The 19406-nt window shown below is 70.2% G+C and carries 15 protein-coding genes; 4 read left to right on the top strand and 11 right to left on the bottom strand.

Annotated elements, in window-relative coordinates; genetic code table 11:
• Window positions 1–119 precede the first annotated feature (119 nt).
• Entirely contained in the window at window positions 120–1442 is a 1323-nt protein-coding gene (locus KYX17_RS02275; RefSeq protein ID WP_243224916.1) for a bifunctional o-acetylhomoserine/o-acetylserine sulfhydrylase, read from the top strand.
• Window positions 1443–1518: 76 nt separating this feature from the next.
• Here the strand turns inward: KYX17_RS02275 and KYX17_RS02270 are convergent, their stop codons facing one another.
• On the bottom strand, window positions 1519–2139 hold the full coding sequence (locus KYX17_RS02270; RefSeq protein ID WP_243224915.1) for an HAD family hydrolase: 621 nt from the start codon (window positions 2137–2139) through the stop codon (window positions 1519–1521).
• Between the two features lie 151 nt (window positions 2140–2290).
• Between KYX17_RS02270 and KYX17_RS02265 the strand changes: the two genes are divergently transcribed.
• On the top strand, window positions 2291–3499 hold the full coding sequence (locus KYX17_RS02265) for a homoserine O-acetyltransferase (protein ID WP_243224914.1): 1209 nt from the start codon (window positions 2291–2293) through the stop codon (window positions 3497–3499).
• 7 nt (window positions 3500–3506) lie between these two features.
• On the opposite strand, the gene KYX17_RS02260 is transcribed toward KYX17_RS02265, so the two are convergent.
• Genes KYX17_RS02260 through KYX17_RS02240 form a run of 5 tightly spaced genes read right to left on the bottom strand, consistent with a single transcriptional unit; the run spans window position 3507 to window position 7727 of the window.
• Window positions 3507–4133 carry an NUDIX domain-containing protein gene (locus tag KYX17_RS02260; protein WP_243224913.1) on the bottom strand — a complete coding sequence of 209 codons (627 nt, stop codon included), beginning with the start codon at window positions 4131–4133 and terminating at the stop codon, window positions 3507–3509.
• A 17-nt stretch (window positions 4134–4150) separates the two neighbouring features.
• A complete protein-coding gene (locus KYX17_RS02255) occupies window positions 4151–5365 on the bottom strand; it encodes an MFS transporter (protein WP_308220832.1) in 1215 nt (404 codons plus the stop codon).
• 9 nt (window positions 5366–5374) lie between these two features.
• Complete coding sequence (locus KYX17_RS02250; RefSeq protein WP_243224912.1) at window positions 5375–5689, bottom strand: thiamine-binding protein; 315 nt, start codon at window positions 5687–5689, stop codon at window positions 5375–5377.
• Between the two features lie 2 nt (window positions 5690–5691).
• Window positions 5692–6906 carry a hypothetical protein gene (locus tag KYX17_RS02245; protein WP_243224911.1) on the bottom strand — a complete coding sequence of 405 codons (1215 nt, stop codon included), beginning with the start codon at window positions 6904–6906 and terminating at the stop codon, window positions 5692–5694.
• Window positions 6903–7727, bottom strand: a complete 825-nt coding sequence (locus tag KYX17_RS02240) for an ADP/ATP-dependent (S)-NAD(P)H-hydrate dehydratase (RefSeq protein WP_243224910.1) — start codon at window positions 7725–7727, stop codon at window positions 6903–6905. Before KYX17_RS02240 ends, KYX17_RS02245 begins: the two co-directional genes overlap by 4 nt.
• Before the next feature lie 56 nt (window positions 7728–7783).
• Between KYX17_RS02240 and KYX17_RS02235 the strand changes: the two genes are divergently transcribed.
• On the top strand, window positions 7784–8851 hold the full coding sequence (locus KYX17_RS02235; protein ID WP_243224909.1) for an NADH:flavin oxidoreductase/NADH oxidase: 1068 nt from the start codon (window positions 7784–7786) through the stop codon (window positions 8849–8851).
• A gap of 24 nt (window positions 8852–8875) precedes the next feature.
• Here the strand turns inward: KYX17_RS02235 and KYX17_RS02230 are convergent, their stop codons facing one another.
• The 4 genes from KYX17_RS02230 to KYX17_RS02215 form a co-directional block, all read right to left on the bottom strand.
• On the bottom strand, window positions 8876–9943 hold the full coding sequence (locus KYX17_RS02230; protein WP_243224908.1) for a hemolysin family protein: 1068 nt from the start codon (window positions 9941–9943) through the stop codon (window positions 8876–8878).
• Window positions 9940–11259, bottom strand: a complete 1320-nt coding sequence (locus tag KYX17_RS02225; RefSeq protein WP_243224907.1) for a hemolysin family protein — start codon at window positions 11257–11259, stop codon at window positions 9940–9942. The genes KYX17_RS02230 and KYX17_RS02225 overlap by 4 nt, the downstream gene beginning before the upstream one ends.
• A gap of 270 nt (window positions 11260–11529) precedes the next feature.
• Window positions 11530–12510, bottom strand: coding sequence for a hypothetical protein (locus KYX17_RS02220; RefSeq protein ID WP_243224906.1), 981 nt, complete (start codon window positions 12508–12510; stop codon window positions 11530–11532).
• 222 nt (window positions 12511–12732) lie between these two features.
• A complete protein-coding gene (locus KYX17_RS02215) occupies window positions 12733–14187 on the bottom strand; it encodes a GuaB1 family IMP dehydrogenase-related protein (RefSeq protein WP_243224905.1) in 1455 nt (484 codons plus the stop codon).
• A gap of 159 nt (window positions 14188–14346) precedes the next feature.
• Here KYX17_RS02215 and KYX17_RS02210 point away from each other — a divergent pair, with 159 nt between their 5' ends.
• Complete coding sequence (locus KYX17_RS02210; RefSeq protein WP_243224904.1) at window positions 14347–18021, top strand: multifunctional oxoglutarate decarboxylase/oxoglutarate dehydrogenase thiamine pyrophosphate-binding subunit/dihydrolipoyllysine-residue succinyltransferase subunit; 3675 nt, start codon at window positions 14347–14349, stop codon at window positions 18019–18021.
• Between the two features lie 55 nt (window positions 18022–18076).
• Here KYX17_RS02210 and KYX17_RS02205 read toward each other — a convergent pair whose 3' ends face one another.
• The gene (locus KYX17_RS02205) at window positions 18077–19375 is read right to left on the bottom strand and encodes a GNAT family N-acetyltransferase (RefSeq protein ID WP_243224903.1); all 1299 of its coding nucleotides are present in this window, start codon (window positions 19373–19375) and stop codon (window positions 18077–18079) included.
• Window positions 19376–19406 lie beyond the last annotated feature (31 nt).

Below are 19406 nucleotides of genomic sequence, written 5' to 3'. Positions count from 1 at the left end.
TTCCGCGCGCGCGAGTGTTACGTCACATTTCCCGTCTGTTGTTGACATGACGCGTGCTTCCGTACTGTCTCTGAAACGGCATCCGCCATACCCGAATCCGAGAGTTCCAGGGGGAACCAATGTCCGCACCCGAGTCCTGGCGTTTCGAGACCAAGCAGATCCACTCGGGCGCCGCCCCGGATCCGGTCACCAAGGCCCGTGCCACGCCGATCTACCAGACCACGTCGTACGTGTTCGACAACGCGGACCACGCAGCGAACCTTTTCGCCCTGGCGGAGTTCGGGAACATCTACACCCGCATCCAGAACCCGACGCAGGACGTCGTCGAGCAGCGCGTCGCGGCGCTCGAGGGAGGCACCGGCGCCCTGCTCCTCTCCAGTGGTCAGGCCGCCTCCACGTTCGCCGTGCTGAACATCGCCGAGGCGGGCGACCACATCGTCTCCTCGAGCTCGATCTACGGCGGCACGTACAACCTCTTCAAGTACACCCTCGCCAAGCTCGGCATCGAGACGACCTTCGTCGAGAACCAGGACGACGCCGAGGAGTGGCGTCGCGCCGTCCGCCCGAACACGAAGCTGTTCTTCGCCGAGACCGTGGGCAACCCCAAGATCAACGTGCTCGACATCCGCGCGGTCTCCGACGTCGCGCACACCGCCGGCGTCCCGCTGATCGTGGACAACACGATCGCGACACCCTACCTGCTGCGTCCGTTCGAGCACGGCGCCGACATCGTGATCCACTCCGCGACGAAGTTCCTCGGCGGTCACGGCACGACGATCGGCGGAGTCATCGTCGACGGCGGAACCTTCGAGTGGTCGAAGAACGTCGAGCGCTTCCCCGGCCTCACCGAGCCCGACCCCTCCTACCACGGCGCCAGCTACACGACGGCGGTCGGCGACTCGCTGGCCTACATCATCAAGGCGCGCGTGCAGCTGCTGCGCGACCTCGGCTCGGCGATCTCTCCGCAGAGCGCCTGGCAGCTCATCCAGGGCATCGAGACCCTGTCGCTGCGCGTCGAGCGCCACGTGCAGAACGCGCAGGAGATCGCCGAGTGGCTGGACGACCACGCGGACGTCGCGAGCGTCAACTACTCGGGTCTTCCCACGTCTCCGTGGTACGCCAAGGCCAACGAGTACCTGCCCCAGGGGGTCGGAGCCGTGCTCTCCTTCGAGCTCAAGGGCGGTGTCGAGGCGGGCCGCGAGTTCGTCAACAGCCTGTCGCTGTTCAGCCACCTCGCCAACATCGGCGACGTGCGCTCGCTCGTGATCCACCCGGCGTCGACCACGCACTCGCAGCTCACCCCCGAGCAGCAGCTGACCGCCGGCGTCACGCCGGGTCTCGTGCGCCTCTCGGTGGGCCTGGAGAACGTCGACGATCTGAAGGCGGACCTCGAGCAGGCCCTCGCCGCCGCGCGCCGCGTCTCCGACGCCGCGCGCGCCTGACCCTCCTCCTCAGGGACACGGATGCCCCGGGCCGCACGGTCCGGGGCATCCGCTGCGTGCGGCCTCATCGGGCGCGTCAGCGTGCGCGGACGCCGTGGCCTGCGAGTTCCTCGAGCAGAGCGGCGTGACCGGCATCCAGATGCCAGTGGACCGAGCGCATCCCCGCCTCTCGAGCGGCGAGGACGTTGCGCTCGCTGTCATCGATGAACAGGATGCTCTCCGGCTCCGCAGCCAAGGATGCCACCACGGCGCTGAAGAAGCCCGCATCCGGCTTGGCGGCCTTCAGCTCGCACGAGTAGAAGCAGGTGTCGAAGAGGTCGGCGTACCCGAGCGCCGTCTGCATGTGCGCGGCGCGGTACGGCTCCTGGTTGGTCCCGAGGTGCACGCGGTACCCCGCCTCCCTCAGCCGCGCCACCAGGGCGAGGGATTCCGGATGCGGATCGATCCGGTACCAGACGTCGGCGAGCACGTCGTCGACGTGTGCCGCGACGCCGTACTCCTCCAGCGTCGCTGCGAGCATCGGACGGTAGTCGCCGATGCCCGCGAGCGTCGGCCGCTCGTCCTTCCAGGTCGCGTGCAGGAACTCCCGGGAGCGATCGCCCACATGCGGCTCCATGGCGGCGTACCATCCGCCGGGGATCTCCTGGATCACACCGTCGGCGTCGAACAGCAGGTGGGCGATCGGAACGGGCGGCACGCGATCACCCTATCGCCGGCGCACGCGTCGCGCGGATTCGCACCGATCTCGCAGGAATCCGCGGGATCCGTGCGAGATCCGTGCTGTTCTGCGAGATCCGTGTCGACGTAACCTTCCGCCGCCGTGTCCGGAACCGGGCGAGAATGGAGGCATGGACTGGCAGACGACGTCGGAGGAGACCGTGCCCTCGCGGCGCGTGACCGAGGCGCAGGCCAGCATGATGCGCGCCCGGCCGCCGGTCACCGGCGCCTGGCGCGACGGCGACCCGATCGGCGAGCGCCGGTTCGCCGCGTTCGGCGCCTTCCGCACCGAGAGCGGCCAGGAGCTCCCCGGCATCCGGATCGCGTACGAGACCTGGGGTGAGCTGAGTCCCGAGCGCGACAACGCGATCCTCATCACCCACGCTCTTACCGGCGACAGCCACGTGCGCGGCGATGCCGTGCCCGGTCACGCCACGGCGGGCTGGTGGAGCGACATCGTCGGCCCCGGCGCCGCCATCGACACCGACCGCTGGTTCGTCGTCGCCCCCAACATCCTCGGCGGATGCCAGGGGTCCACCGGTCCCGCGAGCATCGCCCCGGACGGCTACGAGTGGGCATCCCGCTTCCCCTACCTCACGGTCCGCGACCAGGTCGCCGCACAGGTCAGGCTGGCCGATGCGCTCGGCATCGATCGCTGGGGCGCGGTCGTCGGCGGCTCCATGGGCGGCATGCACGCGCTGGAGTGGGCGGTCACGCACCCCGAGCGCGTCGGGCGCCTCGCAGTGCTGGCCTCTCCCCCGGCGAGCACGGCGGACCAGATCGCCTCGAACATGCTGCAGCTGGAGACCATCCGGATGGATCCGCGCTTCGAGGGAGGCGAGTACTACGACGCGCCCACCGGCGAGGGCCCGCACCGCGGCCTCGCGCTCGCGCGCCGCATGGCGATGCTGAACTACCGCTCCCCGATCGAGCTGAACAGCCGTTTCCAGCGGTCCTGGCAGTCGGATCTCTCCCCACTCGGACACGGCGGGCGCTTCGCGGTGGAGAGCTATCTCGACTTCCACGGCAACAAGTTCACGCGTCGTTTCGACGCCAACAGCTACATCACGCTCGTCGAGGCGATGAACTCGCACGATGTCGGCCGCGACCGAGGCGGCATCGAGGACGCCCTGCGCACCGTGACGGCGACGACGCTCGTCCTCGGCATCGACACCGACCGGCTCTTCCCGCTGGAGGGACAGCACCGCATCGCCCGCAGCATCCCGAACACGCTCGACGGCGACGCTGCCGTCGTGATCTCGAGCGACTTCGGCCACGACGGCTTCCTCATCGAGACCGATGTCGTGGGCGATCATCTGCGGCGGCTGCTCGCCGCCTGACCGCTGCTCAGTCCCGCCGATAGCGCCAGGGCCGCACCGCCGTCTCCAGGCGATGCACGCCCTCGCCGCCGTCCGGATGCCGCGCATCCCCCGCCCAGCAGAACACGTCGCCGGGGAGCAGTCGGGTCGCGAAGGTCGGGGCGTCGGAGGCCGCTGCCAGTGCTTCGGCCGCGGATGCATATCCCACGAGGCCGTGCAGCGTCACCCACGTGGGCGGGAAGAGCTCGATGTCGCCGGCCGCATGGCGTTCCAGCGCTTCCACGGGTCCGATCCAGCGCCAGTCCACCACCTCGTCCGGCGAGGGTACGACCGCCCCGCCAGGGTCCGCCGCAAGGAAGAACCACGTCCCGACGCGCTTCGGCGCCTGCGCGGGCGGGATCCAGCGCGACAGCGGGACGAGATCCACGGGATGCAGCCCCACCTCCTCGGCGCACTCCCGTGCGGCGGCGGCGCGCGCGGCATCCTGCCCCGTCCCGCCCTCGGTGCGGTCGCCGTCCTCGACGAGTCCGCCCGGGAACACCCAGGCATCCGCGAACGAGCCGCGGGCCGGGCGGCGCAGGATCAGCACCTCGACCGTCGCGGCGCCGTCGCGCACCAGGACAACGGTTCCGGCGAGGGGCAGACCGTCCGTCATGCAGCCACTCTACGAGTTCAGGCGGGAACCGGAGCGCGCTGCACGCGGTACGCCAGCATCGTGATGCCCAGGCCGATTGCGGCGAGCAGTGCTCCGATCCATGCCGGCGCGGTGTACCCCCAGCCGAGCGCGATGACGGTGCCGCCGAGGAACGCTCCCAGGCTGTTGCCGATGTTCAGCGCGGAGTGGTTCAGCGCCGCGGCGATCGACTGGTTGTCCCCTGCGACATCCATGAGACGCGTCTGGATCGCGGGGCTCAGCAGGGACGACACCGCCCCGACCCCCAGCGCGAGCAGTCCCAGCAGCACGATGTGGAACGACAGCACCGCGAGCAGGACCAGGATGCCGGCGAGCACCGCCATCCCGATCACGAGGGTGCGGCGCAGATCCCGGTCGGCGACGTAGCCGCCCACCAGGTTGCCGACCGTCATGCCGATGCCGACGAGCACGAGCACGATGGGTACGGCCCATTCCGGGGCCCCGGCGACCTCGGTGACGAGCGGCGAGACGTAGCTGTAAACCGCGAAGAATCCGCCGAAGCCGATGGCACCGATCCCCAGCGTCAGCCACACCTGGCCGACACGGAACACCCCGAACTCGCCGAGCATGCTCCGCCCGGGGTCTCCGGGGTGTTCGGGGACGAACAGGGCGATGCACAGCGTCGCGAGGGCGAAGACGACGGCCACGACGAGGAACGCCGTGCGCCATCCGAAGCTCTGGCCGAGGAACGTTCCGAGGGGCACCCCGACGACGTTGGCGATCGTGAGGCCGGTGAGGATGAACGCCGCGCCCTGAGCGCGCCGGCCCGGTCCCAGCACGTCCGCGGCGACCAGGGCGCCGATGCCGAAGTAAGCGCCGTGCGGCAGGCCCGCCAGCAGCCGGGACGCGCCGACGAGGCCGAAACTCGGCAGCACGACCGTGAGTGCGTTGAAGACCGTCAGTGCAAGTGCGAGTCCGATCATCACGCGGTGCCGAGGGAACCGTGCCACGAGGCCCGCGATGGTCGGAGCGCCGATCACGACGCCGAGCGCGTACAGCGAGATGAGCAGGCCGGCGCGCCCGATCGCCTCCTCGGGTGAGGCTGCCCAGAGATCGGGCAGCAGGTCCCGTGCGATGTCCGGGAGCAGCCCCATGGCGACGAACTCGGTCATGCCGATGCCGAAGGAGCCGATGGCGAGAGAGAGGAGCGCCTTCGTCGCCGCACCCCTCGAGAGTGTCGAGGAGTGGTTCACCCGTCAATGCTACGCGGGATCGGCGTCCTCGATCGCCGCCTCGAGCCGATCGATCTTCGCATCCAGCTCCCCCTTGTAACCGGGACGGATGTCGGCCTTGAGCACGAGCGACACCCGCGAACCGAACGGCATGACGGCCTCCGTCGCCCGCTTGACGACGTCCATGACCTCGTCCCACTCCCCTTCCAGCTCGGTGAACATGCTGGTGGTGCGATGCGGCAGACCCGATTCGCGGACGATCCTGACAGCAGCGGCGACGGCGTCGTGGACGGATCCGTCCGCACGGCCGGTGCCGGACGGAGCGACGGAGAAGGCGATGAGCATGGTTACCTCCGGGTGGGGATGGGGGTGCGGATGATCGCGCGGATGCCGATCACGAACAGGACGACGAGGAGAAGGTTGCGGACCGTGAGCAGCAGCACCGGGACGAGCTCGGTGCGCAGCAGCGCATCGTACGAGAGCGGATAGATCAGGCAGGTCAGCCCGCAGAGCACCAGGACCAGCGCCGCGGGTGCCCCGGCCCTCGCCCTGTCGTACACGAACCACAGGATGATCGGCGCGATCAGCCAGGTCTGGAACTGAGGCGAGCCGACCTTGTTCGTCACGATGAGCGCTGTCACGAGGGTCAGCGCCACCGGCGGGAAGAGGCGCCGGAACGCCGCGCCGCGGAAGCTCTTCACCGCGGCGAGCGCCGCCACGGCGGCGACCGCGACCGCCATCACCGGTGTCAGCACCGCGGAGACGACCGCCACCCCGGGGCCGTCGACCTGGAAGGTCAGGATCTCGAAGCTGTAGCCGACGGATGCCGCGCCCGCCCGAGCCGCCCAGAGGTACGGCGTCGCGGCCACGGCTTCCACCTGGAGTCCGCGCCCGGTCTGCTGGGAGAGGAAGGCGAACAGGTGCTGGTCGGCGCCCAGGAGGAACAGGACGACGATGAGCGCGGCGGACACGGCGGCCGCCGTCGCGAGGACCCGAAGCCGGGAACGCGCCGCGATCAGGGCGGCGAGCACGAGCGCCCCCGGCCACACCTTGATCCAGGCACCAAGCGTCAGCAGCGCGGCGCCGACGGCGGGATGCCGCACGAGCAGGAGTCCGCCGGTCACGGCGAGCGGCACGGTCACGGCGTCGATGCGGTACAGCGCGATCGGCCCGAGCAGCAGCACGGCGGCGGTCCAGAACCACGCCGCGACGCGACGGGGACCCGAGGGACGACGCCGTACGAGCATCGCGAAGGCAATGGCATCCAGGCCTGTCACGAGCACTGCCCAGGCCACGAGGTACGCCGCCGACGGACCCCACAGTCCCACGAACGGCAGCGAGATCGCCTTCGCGAGCATCATCGGCACGAGGGCGAGCTGCGGGTACACCCACGGCTCGGTGATGCCGACGATCGTCCCGCCTGTCAGAGCAGAGGTCGCCCAGGGCTCGTAGACCAGGACGACGTCGCCCATCGGCTGGCTCGGATACACCCAGCCGAGCCAGGCCGTTACGGCATGCACAGCGAGGAACGCGGCCCACAGGGGCACGATGCGCCGGTTCACGACAGCAGATCCCCGATCGCCGAGGGCAGCGCCTCGGCGACGTCCAGGGCGACGATCGGATGGCCGGGCGGGCCGTCCGACATGCCGGCGGCGATGCGGGCCGCGCGGGCATGCAGCCATGCCCCGGCTGCGGCCGCCGGGGCGAGCGGCGCGTCGGGGTTCGCGGCGATCACGGCGCCCAGGACCCCGGCGAGCACGTCGCCGCTGCCGGCCGTGGCCAGCCATCCGGGAGCTGTCGGCAGTTCGATCACGACGCCGTCGGGGGAAGCGACGAGAGTGCGGGAGCCTTTCAGCAGCAGCGTGCTTCCCAGGGCCTGCGCCGTCTGCACGGCCTCCACTACGCGATCGGCCCCCGTCTCGAGGCCGAGCCGTTCCCGGAGTCGGGAGAACTCCCCCGCGTGCGGCGTCACGACGACCGGCGCCGTCGCCTCCGGCGCGAGATCCAGCGCCCCGGCGTCGACGACGACGGGGATCTCACCGCGGAGGATCCCTCGCAGGGCCGCTGTCTCCTCGGCCGTGCGCGTGGCGGCATCCGTTCCCGAGCCGAGCACCCAGGCGTCCGCGCGCGTGCGTCCGAGGTCGTCCGCAGCGACGGTCTCCGGGCGCCGCGCGAGCACGGCGTCCCGCGCCGAGCCGACGTACCGGACGTATCCTGCTCCCGCACGCCACGCGGCTTCGACGGACAACACGGCCGCGCCGGGGAATTCCGCCGATCCCGTCCGCAGCGCGACGACGCCGCGGGAGTACTTGTCGTCGTCCGGCCCCGGCGCCCTCACGAAGCGGAGGCTGTCCTCCCGCCGCCACTGACGCACCTCGACCATGCGATCAACGGTACCGGCACGGCCTTCGCCCCCGCGCGCGGCGGTACCGTCGAGGGGTGAGTCTGCTCTTCTCCCCGTTGCGTCTGCGTTCCGTCACGTTCCCGAATCGCCTGTGGGTGTCCCCCATGTGCATGTACAGCGCCGTGGACGGCGTCGTGCAGGACTGGCACCGCACGCACCTGACCCAGTTCGCCTCCGGCGGCGCCGGACTCGTCGTCGCGGAGGCCACGGCGGTCCTTCCCGAAGGCCGCATCAGCCCGCGCGACGCGGGCATCTGGACGGAGGAGCAGCGCGAGGCGTGGGAGCCCATCGTCTCCGGCATCCACGCCCGCGGCGCCCTCGCCGGGATCCAGCTCGCCCATGCCGGACGAAAGGCGTCGACGTGGTGGCCCTGGGCCGAGCAGCGCGGTTCCGTCCCGGCGTCCGAGGGCGGATGGATCACGTCCGCGCCGTCGGCGGTGGCGTTCCACGGCTTCGACACGCCCCGGGCTCTGGATGCCGCGGGGATCGATGCCGTCGTGGCCGCGTTCGCCGCGGCAGCCCGACGGGCTCTGGATGCCGGATTCGACGTGCTCGAGCTGCACGGAGCGCACGGATACCTGCTCCACCAGTTCCTGTCCCCGCTGTCGAACCTGCGCGAGGACGAGTACGGCGGATCCCTGGAGAATCGCGCACGACTGCTGCTGCGCGTCCTCGACGCCGTGCGGCGGACGGCGGGCGAGGAGGTACCGGTCTTCGTGCGCATCTCCGCGACCGACCACGCCGACGGCGGATTCTCGCCCGAGGAGGCCGCCGTCGTCGCGGACTGGGCGCGAGAGCGCGGCGCCGACCTGATCGACGTCTCCAGCGGCGGCCTGGTCGCGCATCAGCGCATCGACGTGTTCCCCGGATACCAGGTGGGGCTGGCGGGCACCGTCCGGCGCGGAGGACGCATCCCGACCTCTGCCGTGGGTCTCATCACCGCCGCGGAACAGGCCGAGCGCGTCCTGGAGGACGGCGAGGCCGACGCGATCTTCGCCGGCCGGGAGTGGCTGCGCGACCCGCACTTCGCGCTGCGCGCCGCGCACGAACTCGGCGTGGAGATGCCGTGGCCGCCGCAGTACGAGCGCGCGCGGTGGCGGTGAGATCCTCACCGCCACCCCGCTGAATCACTCTCCGCGGTGGACGACGCGTCTGGTCGCGTCCTGCACCTCGCCGACCAGTTCCTCGAGGATGTCCTCCAGGAACAGCACCGCCGTGGTCTCGCCCTGAGCGTCACGGACCTTCGCGAGATGACGACCGGCCCGGCGCATCACCGCGAGGGCGTCCTCGAGGTCGGTGTCCTCCTGGACCGGGACCATGTGGTGGATCCGCTTCGCGGGGATCGGCTCGACCGCCCGCTGCGCGGCGTCCTCGCCCTCGGCGGCCCGCAAGATGTCCTTGAGGTGCACGTAGCCGACCGGGGCGTCCGCCTCGTCCACGATCACGTACCGCGAGAATCCGTAGCGCGCCACGGCGCGCTCGATCTCGTCCGGCGTGGTGGTCTGCGGCAGCGTGACCAGGTCGGCGAGCGGCACGGCCACATCCCTCGCCTTCTTGTCGGTGAACTCGACCGCCGCGGCCACCGTGCCCGCGGCATCCGCCAGCACGCCCTCGCGACGCGACTGGTCCACGATGGTCGCCACCTCGTCGATCGTGAAGGTCGATGCGGCCTCGTTCTTCGGCTCGACCCGGAACAGGCGCAGCACGCCGTTCGCCGCGGTGTTGAGCACCCAGATGACGGGATGGAACACCTTCGACACCCAGACCAGCGGCGTGGCGAGGATCAGAACCGCGCGGTCGGGCACCGAGAACGCCAGGTTCTTGGGCACCATCTCACCGAACACGACGTGCAGGAAGGACACCAGCACCAGCGCGATCACGAAGGCGGTGACGTCGACGACGGCATCCGTCCATCCGATCGCGTGCATCGGCACGGCGAGCAGGTGATGGATCGCAGGCTCGGACACGTTCAGGATGAGCAGCGAGCAGATCGTGATCCCCAGCTGCGACGTCGCGAGCATCAGCGTGGCGTGCTCCATCGCGAACAGCGCGGTCTTCGCGGCTCGCGAACCCTGCTCGGCGCGGGGCTCGATCTGCGAGCGACGGGCGGAGATCACGGCGAACTCGGCGCCGACGAAGAAGGCGTTGCCGGCCAGGAGCACGACGAGCCAGACCAGTCCTGCCCAGTCGTTCATCGGGGCACCTCCTCGATCGGGGCGTCCACCGGCGTCGGCGTGTAGCGCAGGCGATCGACACGTCTGCCGTCCATGCGCACCACCTCCAGCACACCGCTGTCGAGCGTGACCTCGTCGCCCGCGGCCGGGACGCGCTCGAGCACGCTCATGACGTATCCGGCCACGGTGTCGTAGACCTCCCCCTCGGGGACGTGAACGCCCGTGCGGCTCTGCAGCTCGTCCGGACGCAGCTCACCGGGGAACGTGATCGAGCCGCGTCCGCGGACGATGCCCGCCCTGGTGCGGTCGTGCTCGTCGGAGACCTCGCCCACGATCTCCTCCACGAGATCCTCGAGGGTCACGAGTCCGGCGGTCCCGCCGTACTCGTCCACGACGACGGCGAGCTGATAGCCCTTGGCGCGCAGCTCGGCGATGAGGGTGTCGAGGTGCACCGTCTCGGGGACGCGCAGCGGCTCGGTCGACAGCGCCCCGACGGGCACGTCGGCGCGGCGCTCGCGCGGAACGGAGACGGCGGCCTTGAGGTGCACGACGCCGGTGATGTCGTCCAGATCCTCGTCGTACACCGGGAAGCGGCTGTGGCCGGTCCGGCGGGCCAGCTGGATGACGTCCTCGACGGGATCGCCCGCCGACAGCGCGTGCATGCTCGGCCGGGCCGTCATGACGTCCGCCGCGGTGAGACGCGCGAACGTGAGGCTGCGATCGAGCAGGCTCGCCGTGTCGGCCTCGAGCATGCCGGCGCTCGCCGAACGGCGGACCAGCGACGAGAGCTCCTCTGCGCTGCGCGCTCCGGAGAGCTCCTCCTTGGGCTCGACGCCCATGGAGCGCAGCACCGCGTTCGCGCTGCCGTTGAGCAGCGCCACCACGGGCTTGAACACCGCGGTGAACGCGACCTGGAACGGCACCACGAGCTTCGCCGTCTGACGCGGCAGCGCGAGTGCGAAGTTCTTCGGCACGAGTTCGCCGAGGATCATCGAGAGCACGGTCGCGACCAGCATCCCGACGACGGTCGAGGTCGGTGCGACCACGGCCTCGGCGATCCCCCACGAGATCAGCACAGGACCGAGCAGGCGCGAGATGGCCGGCTCCATCGTGTATCCGGTCAGCAGCGTCGTCAGGGTGATCCCGAGCTGCGCGGAGGACAGATGCGTCGAGGTGTGCTTGAGGGCGCCGATGGTCATCGACAGGCGGGACTCGCCGCGCGCCTGACGCGCTTCGAGTTCGGCGCGGTCGAGGTTCACCAGCGCGAACTCACTCGCGACGAACAGACCGGTGCCGATCGTGAGCAGGAGCCCCACGCCCAGCAGGATGTAATCCATCAACTGTCTCCCTCCTCAGTGCGGAAGGGCGGGCGGTGGGGCGAGATACTGCAACTGGGAGGGTCGTCCATAGTGGGTAGATTCTACAGACCTTCGCCGTGATGTCGCCCGGTTGTCCCTCTTCGCCGCCCCCGGACTCGCGCTGCCGGTTGCCGCCGCTGGTTCTGCTACACCTTTCGACGAATGCCACTGATGTTTTCAGTCGCATTCGTCGAGAAGTGGCGCAGAAGCGGATGCTGCGCGACGACGGGCGCCGCAGGAAGCGGACGTTCACCAGGGGCGGAAACCCGCCGAAGGACGGGGGCGCGCTGAGCGCATCCCGTCTGCGGTGAGGATGTCGTAGAGCTCGCGAGGTCTGCGCAGCGCCGGCGTCCGCCATCGCGACGCACCGGACACGACCCGACGCAGCGCGTCCGCACGGTCCTTCTCGGCGATCAGAGCCTGCTCGGCATTCCTGCCGGCCAGCAGCGCGGGGTCGAGATACTTGCCGACGCCGTCGAACTCCCCCGCGTGATCCTCGTGTTCCCAATAGAAGTCGGGGTGGACCAGAGTCCCGTCCAGAAGCCGGATCGGATGCTGGAGCAGAGGCGGCGGGAAGCCGAGTCGATGGATCAGCACACGGCTGTGGGACTCGCGCACCGAGTCCGACAGGTGGGTGCCGAACTCGAGCGTGCGCTGCGCCTTCACCAGGCCGCGCCGGATGCTGCCGTTCTCGAGGATCGCGTGGAGCTCGTCCTTCGTCGCGAGCGCCCCGCCTTCTCGCCGCCACCAGAGCACCTGATCGATCACCACGACCCCGAGCGTGAACGGCAGCACGGCGGCGAGGTCCATGGCCGTCTGAGCGGCCGAGGTGACGAAATGCTCGTTCCACTGTTCGGTCTCGGCCTCATCGGTCCCCATCGACCGACGACGGATGAGTCCTGTGGAGCGTCCACCGTTCGCGCGTGCGACCCGCACGTCGACGGACTGCGGCCACTGCCCCAGCACATCGATGTCATGGATCGCTGCTGCGGCGAAGTGAGAGAACACCACCTGCCCCTGCAAACGGCTCATCGCCTCGTGGACGCGCTGGCGATGCCGCTCGATCGGTCTCAGAGCGCCCCATGGCTCCGTGAGCGCGTAGCTGCCGCGGGCGATGCGCACCACCCTGCCGGAGTCCATCGCACGGCGCACGTGGCGGTAGTCGATCGGGTCGGATCGACGCTCGCCGGTGCGCGTGACCACCACCACGGAATCCTGCTCGAGGGTCATGCACCCCAGCATCCGCTGCGCCGCACGCCCGCACACGCAGAATCCCACGTCCCTGTGGAGAACCCGCTGCTTCTCCCCTGCCGTGTAGATCGACTCCGCCCCGCCCCTTTCCCTCAGGTTCTGCGACACCTTTCGACGAATGCGCCAGGAAGGAGCTGTCGCAGATGCGGAAAGGTGTAGCAAAACCGGCGGGCGGCGACAGCGCGCGAACCGCAGGCCGGGTCACCAGCTGACGGGGAGCGCCTTGCCCTCCTCGTAACCGGCGGCGGACTGCAGACCCACGAGGGCCCTGTCATGGAACTCCGGCACGCTCGCCGCCCCCGCGTACGTGAACGAGGACCGCACCCCGGACGTGATCATGTCCAGGAGGTCCTCGACGCCGGGGCGCAGCGGGTCGAGATAGATCTTCGACGACGAGATGCCCTCGGCGAACAGCTCCTTGCGCGCGCGCTCGTAGGGGTCCAGGCGCCCGAAGCGGGCCTGGACGGCCTTGGTCGAGGCCATCCCCCAGGACTCCTTGAAGATCCGGCCCTCGCCGTCGGTCTGCAGCCGCCCGGGAGCCTCGATCGTGCCGGCGAACCAGGATCCGATCATGACGGACGCCGCCCCCGCGGCGAGCGCGAGCGCCACGTCGCGCGGATAACGCACTCCCCCGTCGGCCCACACGTGGGCGCCGAGTGAGCGAGCGGCCTCCGCGGTCTCGAGGACCGCGGAGAACTGCGGACGTCCCACGGCGGTCATCATGCGGGTGGTGCACATGGCGCCGGGTCCGACGCCGACCTTCAGGATGGACGCGCCGGCATCGACGAGGTCCTTCACGCCGTCTGCCGTGACGATGTTGCCCGCGACGAGCGGGATGCCGAGATCGAGGGCGGACACGGCGGCGAGCGCCGAGAGCATCCCCTCCTGGTGGCCGTGTGCGGTATCGATCACGAGGACGTCAACGCCGGCCGCGGCGAGCGCCTTCGCCTTCCCGGTGACATCGCCGTTGATGCCCACGGCCGCGGCGACCGCCAGTCGTCCGTCGGCGTCCACCGCAGGGCGGTAGAGCGTCGAGCGCAGCGCGCTGCGGGCGCTGAGGGTTCCGACCAGGTGGCCGTGGTGGACGATGCTCACCGTCTCGACCCCGGCCTCGGTGATGAGGTCGAAGGCCTGGCGGCCGTCGGTGACGTCCTCGGCGTCCAGCGACGGCGTCCCGGCGTGCACGAGGTCGCCGAGCTGCGCGTCGGGCAGGGCAGTCGCGAGCCGCGTGGCGGGCAGGATGCCGCGAATGCCGGACGCGTCGATCCGGCCGTCCCCCTCCGCCACGACGATCCCATGCCCCTCCGTGGCCGGCAGCAGCTCGAGCGCGTCGGCGACCGTCGCACTCGGCGGCAGCACCAGCGGCGTGTCCCATGCGACCGGCTGCGCCTTGACGTCGCGGATCGCGGCGTCCAGCTCCTGAAGCGGCATGTCCTGCGGCAGGACTCCGAGCCCGCCGCGTCTCGCCAGCACCGCCGCGAGGCGCGGCCCGGTGACCGAGTTCATGTTCGACGCCACCAGCGGGAGGGTCGCCGGCGTCCCGTCGTGGGGCGCCAGATCCACCTGCAGACGACTGGTGATGCCGGATCGTCGAGGCACCAGGAACACGTCGGAGTAGGTGAGGTCGACGGTGGGCTGAGGGCCGAGGAAGTCCATACCCCCACGGTAGCTTTCCGCACGCCGGATCGGTCGTGTCCTGTCGCCTATTCGGGGGACAAAACACGTTAGGCTTGATCTTCGAGAACGCACGGGGCGGGGGACGTCCTGACCCTGTGCGTGGCACAGAGCTTCAGCGATGAAAGAGGGCGATCGAGCGTGTCGAGCCAAGGGACCGGCGTCGGGTCATCGGGCGACGGGGGGTTCGGAGCCAATTCCTGGCTCGTCGACGAGCTCTATGAGCAGTTCACGGCGGACCGCAACTCCGTCGACAAGGAGTGGTGGCCGATCCTCGAGAACTACCAGCCGGATGCCGCGGCGAAGGCCGCACCCGCGGATGCCTCCCCCGCCCACCCGGTGACGGCGCCCATCCCGGTGATCGGCTCGCAGCCGGTCGCGCGCACCACCGCCAAGCCGGCCGCGCCCGCGCCGATCCCGGCCCAGGCGCCCAAGCCCGAGGCGAAGACCAAGCCCGCCGAAGAGGCGCCCGCCGAAGAGGACAAGGTCACGACGCTTCGCGGCATGACCAAGACCCTCGCCGCGAACATGGACGAGTCGCTCACCGTCCCCACGGCGACGAGCGTTCGAACGATCCCCGCCAAGCTGATGATCGACAATCGCATCGTCATCAACAACCACATGTCGCGCACGCGCGGCGGCAAGATCAGCTTCACGCACCTGATCGGCTGGGCGCTGATCCAGACGCTGAAGGACTTCCCCAGCCAGAACGTGTTCTACGCCGAGGTCGACGGCAAGCCCTCGGTCGTCGCTCCGGCCCACGTGAACCTCGGCATCGCGATCGACCTCCCGAAGCCCGACGGCACGCGCGCTCTCATGGTGCCGAGCATCAAGCGCGCCGAGTCGCTGACCTTCGGCGAGTACCTGTCCGCCTATGAGGACCTCGTCACCAGGGCCAGGGCGAACAAGCTCACGGCCGCCGACTTCCAGGGCACCACGGTCTCGCTCACGAACCCGGGCGGCATCGGCACGGTCCACTCGGTCCCCCGCCTGATGAAGGGCCAGGGCTGCATCATCGGCGCCGGCGCCCTCGAATACCCCGCGGAGTTCCAGGGCGCGAGCGAGAAGACGCTCAACGAGTTCGCGATCGGCAAGACGATCACCCTGACCAGCACCTATGACCACCGCGTCATCCAGGGCGCGGGGTCCGGCGAGTTCCTCAAGAAGGTGCACGAGCTGCTGCTCGGCCAGCGCGGCTTCTACGACGACATCTTCGCGGCGCTGCGCATCCCGTACGCCCCGATCCGCTGGAACCCGGACATCGCCGTCGATCTCGCCGAGCGCGTCGACAAGCAGTCCCGCGTGCAGGAGCTCATCAACTCCTACCGGGTGCGCGGCCACCTCATGGCCGACATCGACCCGCTCGAGTACGTGCAGCGCTCGCACCCGGACCTCGAGATCGAGAGCCACGGGCTGACCTTCTGGGACCTCGACCGCGAGTTCGTCACTGGCGGCTTCGGCGGCAAGCGCGTCATGAAGCTGCGCGACATCCTCGGCGTCCTGCGCGACTCGTACTGCCGCACCCTCGGCATCGAGTACATGCACATCCAGGACCCGGAGCAGCGGCGCTGGTTCCAGGAGAAGGTCGAGGTCAAGTACCAGAAGCCCGGTCACGACGAGCAGCTGCGCGTGCTGCGCAAGCTCAACGAGGCCGAGGCGTTCGAGACCTTCCTGCAGACGAAGTTCGTCGGCCAGAAGCGCTTCTCGCTCGAGGGCGGCGAGTCCCTCATCCCCCTGCTTGACGAGATCCTCCAGGGAGCGGCGACCGCCGGTCTGGACGGCGCCGCGATCGGCATGGCCCACCGCGGACGCCTCAACGTGCTGACCAACATCGCCGGGAAGACGTACGGCCAGGTGTTCCGCGAGTTCGAAGGAACTCAGGCCCCCGGCAACCAGCGCGGTTCCGGCGACGTGAAGTACCACCTCGGCACCGAGGGGACGTTCGTGGCGGACGACCGCTCGGAGCTGCCGGTCTACCTGGCCGCGAACCCCTCGCACCTCGAGACCGTCGACGGCGTGCTCGAAGGCATCGTCCGCGCCAAGCAGGACCGCAAGCCCATCGGCACGTTCTCGTGGCTGCCCATCCTCGTCCACGGCGACGCCGCGTTCGCGGGTCAGGGCGTGGTCGTCGAGACCCTGCAGATGTCGCAACTGCGCGGGTACCGCACGGGCGGCACCGTGCACGTCGTGGTCAACAATCAGGTCGGCTTCACGACGACCCCCACGGATGCCCGCACCTCCGTGTACGCCACGGACGTCGCCAAGACGATCCAGGCGCCGATCTTCCACGTGAACGGCGATGACCCCGAGGCCGTCATCCACGTCGCGCAGCTCGCGTTCGAGTACCGCGAGCGCTTCCACCGCGACGTCGTGATCGACCTGGTGTGCTACCGCCGCCGCGGGCACAACGAGGGCGACGACCCGTCGATGACGCAGCCGCTGATGACCGACCTCATCCAGGCGAAGCGCTCGGTGCGCAAGCTCTACACCGAGTCGCTCGTCGGACGCGGCGACATCACGGAGGAGGAGTACGAGCAGGCCAAGGACGACTTCCAGCGTCGTCTGGAGGTCGCCTTCGCCGAGACGCATGCGGCCGAGACGGGCGCGACCCCGATCGCGCCGGTCCTGGCTCCCGTCGAGGCCGCCGTCGGAGCGCCGGAGGTGACCGGCGTGGCCGCCGAGGTCATCCACCTCATCGGCGACGCGTTCGTCAACAAGCCCGAGGGCTTCACGGTCCACCCGAAGATCCAGCAGCTGCTGGACAAGCGCAGCGACATGAGCCGCAACGGCGGCATCGACTGGGGCTTCGGCGAGCTGCTCGCCTTCGGCTCGCTGCTCGTCGAGGGCACGCCGGTCCGGCTCGCCGGGCAGGACTCCCGGCGTGGCACCTTCGTGCAGCGCCACGCCGTGCTGCACGACCGCGCGAACGGGCAGGAATGGCTGCCTCTGGCGAACCTGTCCGAGAACCAGGGCCGCTTCTGGGTGTACGACTCGCTGCTCAGCGAGTACGCCGCCATGGCGTTCGAATACGGTTACTCGGTCGAGAACCCCGAGGCGCTCGTGCTCTGGGAGGCGCAGTTCGGCGACTTCGCCAACGGCGCGCAGTCCGTCATCGACGAGTACATCTCGGCCGCCGACCAGAAGTGGGGACAGCAGTCCAGCGTGACGCTGCTGCTCCCGCACGGCTACGAGGGCCAGGGCCCCGACCACTCGTCCGCCCGCATCGAGCGCTTCCTCCAGCTGTGCGCACAGGACAACATGATCGTGGCGCGTCCGTCGACCCCGGCATCCCACTTCCACTTGCTCCGCCGTCAGGCCTACGCGCGGCCGCGCAAGCCGCTCATCGTCTTCACCCCGAAGGCCATGCTGCGCCTGCGCGGCGCGACGAGCCCAGTCGAGGCCTTCACGCAGGGACGTTTCGAACCGGTGCTGGACGACGACCGCGGGCTCGAGCGCAGCGCCGTCAAGCGCGTGCTCGTGCACTCCGGGAAGATCCACTGGGATCTGCGCGCAGAGCTGGAGAAGAACCCGAACCCGGAGGTCGCCCTGGTACGGCTGGAGCAGCTGTACCCGACGCCGATCGAGGGCCTGAAGGCGATCACGGACTCGTACCCGAACGCCGAACTGGTCTGGGTGCAGGACGAGCCGGAGAACCAGGGGGCGTGGCCGTTCCTCGCCCTCGCGTTCGCCGACGTCCCCGGCCCGCGGCAATTCCGCACCGTTGCCCGTGCCGCCTCCGCGTCGCCGGCCACCGGCTCCTCGAAGGTCCACGCGCTTGAGCAGGCCGACCTGCTCAAGCGCGCGCTCACGATCTGAGCCGTCCACGACGAAGCCCACCCGCCTCGGCGGGTGGGCTTCGTCGTTCGAGCGCTCAGTACCAGATCGCCAGCAGCGGTGCCTCGGCGGCGCGGAACGCGTCGTCGAGGGATGCGGCCATCTCGGCGGACGCCTTCAGCCGGCCTGCCGCACGCAGTCGCACGGCGCTCACTCCCCCGACGCACATGGCCGAGAGCGCGGCGATGTCGAGGACCGCGTCGGCCGGCGCGTCGTCGGCGACCGCCGATACGGACGCGCGCCCGTCGGCGCCGACGACCAGGCGCCAGGCGCCGTCCGCGAACCCGAGCGGGTCCTCTACGCGCAGAACCGCGTCCAGGGCGGCACGGTAGGTCCGGGCGCCGAGCACGCCCGGCACGTCGAGGATGCGCAGCCATCCATGGTCGTGCACGGTCACCTCGACCGCACGTTGATCGGCGACGAGCCAGGTCACCGGATCGTCGACGGGACGCAGGTCGGCTGTCACCGTGTCGACCAGGTCGTGCTGCACGGCGAAGGACCAGAGGGCGACGAGGGCGTCGGGAGTCACGGCGGAGAGATGATGCACCTCGAGCGCGAACCGGAACGCCCCGGGGACCTCGGTCAGCTTGTAGGCCAGCACTCCGCGCACGGCGCCGTCGGCATCCCGATAGTGCACTCCGCGGATCGCGGTCGCGGAGGGATGCCCGGCGGAGAGCCCGGCCATGCGTGCCCAGCGCCCGTCCCACCCGGCGATCTGCCCCGGACGCTGCGTGCGTGCGACTTCGTGCAGGGCGCCCAGATGCGCCTTGAGCGTCTCGCGGTCGATGTACTCGACGCGGCCGGGCACGTCGGGACCGATCCAGCCGGCGCGTCGCGTGTCGATCTTCACCCGCGCCACCGGGATCGCCGACGCGAAGCCGTAGCGCCCGTAGATGGTCGCTTCTGAGGCGGTGAGACCGGCGACGGGGACGCCGGCACCGGCAGCGGCGCGCAGCTCCCCCTCCAGCAGCGCCCTGGCGATGCCACGGCGACGGTGGGTGCCGGCGACCGTGACCGAACTGATCGCCCACATCTCGACCTCCCCGCCCGGGACCGTCAGCGGCGTCGCCCAGGAATTGACGGTGGCGATAGGCCAGGAGCCCTCGGTGGCGGCGGCGGGGAAGACGCCGATGTTGCGTCGTTCGGTGAGCCCGGGGCGATCTCCGTCGATCTGCTCGGCGGAGGGATCGGAATCCAGGAATCCGCGCGCATCGGCGCGGAGGAACGCCTCGGTGTCGGCGTCCGACGAGGTGTCGATCAGGCGATACGTCAGGTCCTGAGCGGACAGCCGCTCGGCGGAGGTGGGGTCGACGGGGATGCTGCGTGCGTCGGTCATGCCACCCAGCCTATGGGCAGGCTCCGACGCG

The sequence above is a fragment of the Microbacterium sp. CIAB417 genome (genome assembly GCF_022788845.1).
The sequence above is the reverse complement of the archived record's forward strand: the minus strand, read 5'-3'. Positions and strand labels throughout refer to the sequence as shown.

Bases quoted from the DNA above. Each gene is read 5' to 3' on its own strand.
- KYX17_RS02275 (WP_243224916.1), top strand. From the start codon at position 120: ATGTCCGCACCCGAGTCCTGGCGTTTCGAGACCAAGCAGATCCACTCG.
- KYX17_RS02265 (WP_243224914.1), top strand. From the start codon at position 2,291: ATGGACTGGCAGACGACGTCGGAGGAGACCGTGCCCTCGCGGCGCGTG.
- KYX17_RS02260 (WP_243224913.1), bottom strand. From the start codon at position 4,133: ATGACGGACGGTCTGCCCCTCGCCGGAACCGTTGTCCTGGTGCGCGAC.
- KYX17_RS02250 (WP_243224912.1), bottom strand. From the start codon at position 5,689: ATGCTCATCGCCTTCTCCGTCGCTCCGTCCGGCACCGGCCGTGCGGAC.
- KYX17_RS02240 (WP_243224910.1), bottom strand. From the start codon at position 7,727: ATGGTCGAGGTGCGTCAGTGGCGGCGGGAGGACAGCCTCCGCTTCGTG.
- KYX17_RS02230 (WP_243224908.1), bottom strand. From the start codon at position 9,943: ATGAACGACTGGGCAGGACTGGTCTGGCTCGTCGTGCTCCTGGCCGGC.
- KYX17_RS02225 (WP_243224907.1), bottom strand. From the start codon at position 11,259: ATGGATTACATCCTGCTGGGCGTGGGGCTCCTGCTCACGATCGGCACC.
- KYX17_RS02220 (WP_243224906.1), bottom strand. From the start codon at position 12,510: ATGACCCTCGAGCAGGATTCCGTGGTGGTGGTCACGCGCACCGGCGAG.
- KYX17_RS02215 (WP_243224905.1), bottom strand. From the start codon at position 14,187: ATGGACTTCCTCGGCCCTCAGCCCACCGTCGACCTCACCTACTCCGAC.
- KYX17_RS02205 (WP_243224903.1), bottom strand. From the start codon at position 19,375: ATGACCGACGCACGCAGCATCCCCGTCGACCCCACCTCCGCCGAGCGG.